This window comes from Thermogemmatispora sp. (assembly GCF_019683635.1).
GTDB lineage: Bacteria > Chloroflexota > Ktedonobacteria > Ktedonobacterales > Ktedonobacteraceae > Thermogemmatispora.
Window position 1 is genome coordinate 1 of the sequence record NZ_JADGIA010000340.1, and the last position, 2,757, is coordinate 2,757.

At 61.9% G+C, this 2,757-nt stretch carries 4 protein-coding genes; all 4 read left to right on the forward strand.

Annotated elements, in window-relative coordinates:
- Window positions 1-835: hypothetical protein (locus tag IRZ31_RS21050; RefSeq protein WP_297157653.1), on the forward strand; the 835-nt coding region annotated here is incomplete at its 5' end.
- Window positions 836-1,138: 303 nt separating this feature from the next.
- Window positions 1,139-1,534, forward strand: a complete 396-nt coding sequence (locus IRZ31_RS21055; RefSeq protein WP_297157655.1) for a hypothetical protein — start codon at window positions 1,139-1,141, stop codon at window positions 1,532-1,534.
- A gap of 45 nt (window positions 1,535-1,579) precedes the next feature.
- Window positions 1,580-2,458, forward strand: coding sequence for a PQQ-binding-like beta-propeller repeat protein (locus IRZ31_RS21060; protein ID WP_297157657.1), 879 nt, complete (start codon window positions 1,580-1,582; stop codon window positions 2,456-2,458).
- Window positions 2,459-2,473: 15 nt separating this feature from the next.
- On the forward strand, window positions 2,474-2,757 hold a 284-nt coding region (locus tag IRZ31_RS21065), incomplete at its 3' end, for a hypothetical protein (protein WP_297157660.1).

Here is a 2,757-nt window from a genome sequence, read left to right on the forward strand (position 1 = left end):
GTTGCCGCTGTGCTTTCTGGTGGAGGGGGTGGTGGCGCTGGTGGCATGGGGGCTGGTGAGCGTGCTTTTGGTCTGGCTGTATGAGATAGCGCCAGACGAAGGAGGGGGTTCGGTGCAGAAGGAGGAAGGGAGAGGTGGGGAGGCAGAGGTAGCGCGGCTGGTGCTGGCTGGAGGTCCGGGCTTTGCGTGGTTGCTGGGACCGATGCAGTGGGTGGCGTGGCCAAGCGTGCCAAAGCTGGGTCCTGACATGCCCCAGCTGCTCAGTTGGCTGTGGCGAGGGGTGAGGGTAGTAGAACTGGTCCTGGCGGGAGCGTTTGTGACAGGGCTGCTGGTGCTGGAGCTGCGCATGGGCTGGCGGCTGATGCCGGGGCTGGTCCGCCAGAGCAGGTGGGTGCTGCCGCGCTGGTGGCGGGGGTGGAGAGCCTCAAGAGGGGGAGCCAGGAGCGTGGGCTCGCTGGTGCTGTGGCTGCTGGCAATCGTCATGGGAGTGGGCGGCTCGCTGTGGCTGCAGCAGGGGCTGCTCTGGCGGCTGAGTCTGAGCGCGCTGCAGCTGGGGCTGGGAGCGCTGAGTTTACGGTTGCTGGTCTGGTTCACGTGTGGTGATCCTGAACGCCGTGCGCGTTTCTGGCCATTGTCGCGAGTGGGGATCTCGGTGCTGGTGCTGGGAACTGGAGGGTTCTTCGCGCTGGCGATGGTGCAGATCTGGTTCGATCTCTGGCCTGCCAGAGTGGAGCTGGCTCTGCCTGGGGGTGGCTGGCAGGTGGTGATGGTGGTGCTGCTGCTACGGCTGGCCCTCTGGTGTTTTCGGGGCGCAAGTGGCAGATCTTGGAGCTGATCTAGGGAAGGCGGCAGGAAGAAGAGCCCAGCTCTAAGGTGAGAGAGACCAGTGCTGAGTTGAGCCGTCCAGCCACCTTGAGGAGGCTCCCCCCCTGACTACGTATTCGCGAGGAGCGCTTGCCTCCCTGGCCTGCTTCTGGTACTGCTTTGGGACAGGGACCTGGGCACGATGGTGCTGGCCTGCTGACCAGGAGGTCCTTTATGAAGGAGAGATCAGAGAGGGAGCATATGAAGCAGCGAGAGCGATTGTGGGGCCAGCGTGTCAAAGCACGTCGACTTTCTGGCAGGAGCTCTGCCCCTTGTGGTGATGGGAGCGCTGAAGAGGCTCGTCCCTTTTCCTGAGAACTGGCTGATGGTGCCGGGTCTGGAGTGGGGCGTAGCAGTGCTGGCAGCTGTGCCATTAGAGGCGACTCCCTGTGCTGCGGCCCAGCTGCAGGTGCACGTCACCAGACTGGCTGGGCATCTTGTCAGGAGTGAGCCGGCAACGCTCTATGTAGGGGGAGGCCCCTGGCTCTATGCGCTGGATGCTGGCAGTGGATTCCCGCGCTGGTGCCGGGTGCTGCGGTGGAAGGGACCCTCCCAGCAAAACCCGTTAATGGGGTTCGGTGCGATCAGACACGTCGGGCAAGAGCTGTACGCTGGCATACAGTATGGCTATCTGCTGGTGCTGGACGCGCAAAATGGGGCGATTCGCTAGGGGGTAGAGATGGAGGCGGGCCCGGAGTTCTGGATGGAGCCGGCGGTGGATGAGGTAGCTGGGCAGGTATATGGGGTGGATGTGTCGAGTGTGAAGGCGCTGAATCTGAGTGATGGGCAGGACCGGTGGAGCTATCGGTTGCCGCAGAAGCGGGCTGGTGAGACAATAACGGGCGCCCGTCTGGCCCCAGTAGTAGGGGAAAAGGTGATCTATGTGGTGGGGGATGATTTAGGGACGGTGAAGGGAAGGGCCGCGACCGTGGTGGCACTGGATGTGAGCACAGGGAAACCGCGGTGGACCCGGAGCTTCCCGGAAGGGGGAGCTGAGGCGTATCCGTTGCGGGTGCCGCAGGCGCTGCTGCTAGGGGAAGGAGTGCTCTGCTTGGATTTGAACGATGAGATCTTTGGGATGCGTGCTAGCGATGGGCGGCAGCTCTGGCAGGTGAACAGCTCGCGATGGAAGGACTACCAGCTGATTGGAGTGGGGCAGGGCAGGCTGTATGTGGCGAAAGAAGAAAATCAGGAGGGAAAGATACAGGTGAGTGGGCTGCGGCTGGAGGATGGCCAGGTAAGTTGGTCGGTCGAGCTGGCTGGAGAGTCCGACCGATTCGCGGCGCCGCTGCAAGGAGTGATGGAAGGGCAGGTGTTGTATCTGGTGGATGGACAAGGGAGGGTGGAGGCGCTGGATGAGCAACGCGGGCGAGTGCTCTGGCAAAGGGGGTTGATGCAGGAGAGTGTGGGAGGGTTGCTTCCTTCCCGGCTAGTGGTAGGTGGAAGTGATGTTTATGTGATTACTATGCAAAAGAATGTAAATGACCAATTTGTGTTGAATGACATAGATAAATCCAGCGGGCAAGAGACATGGAAGGTGGATCTGCCATTGCCTGAGGTGAAGGGATGGATAATGCCAGTGCTAGCAATGTGAGAATAGTGAAAGTGTATGAATAGAGAGAAGCAGCGCCTGGCGCTGGCCTGGGTTAGGAAGGAAGGTCAGGCGGGGCACCTGCCGGGGAGCTGGGACTGTGATGGAATCTACTGTCAAGGTCCGGCGGTAGGGCAGTTCCTGACGGCGGAGACGGTTCAGGGGAACAAGCGAGGGCAGGACCCGTCTGCGTACGTAGGAGGCAACCCGGAGACGCGGACCGATCTGGCGGGACAGATGGAGGCGCTCCCAGGAGGAGGGGGTGGGAGCAGGGTGCCAGCGCCGGCGCCAGTGGTTGATGT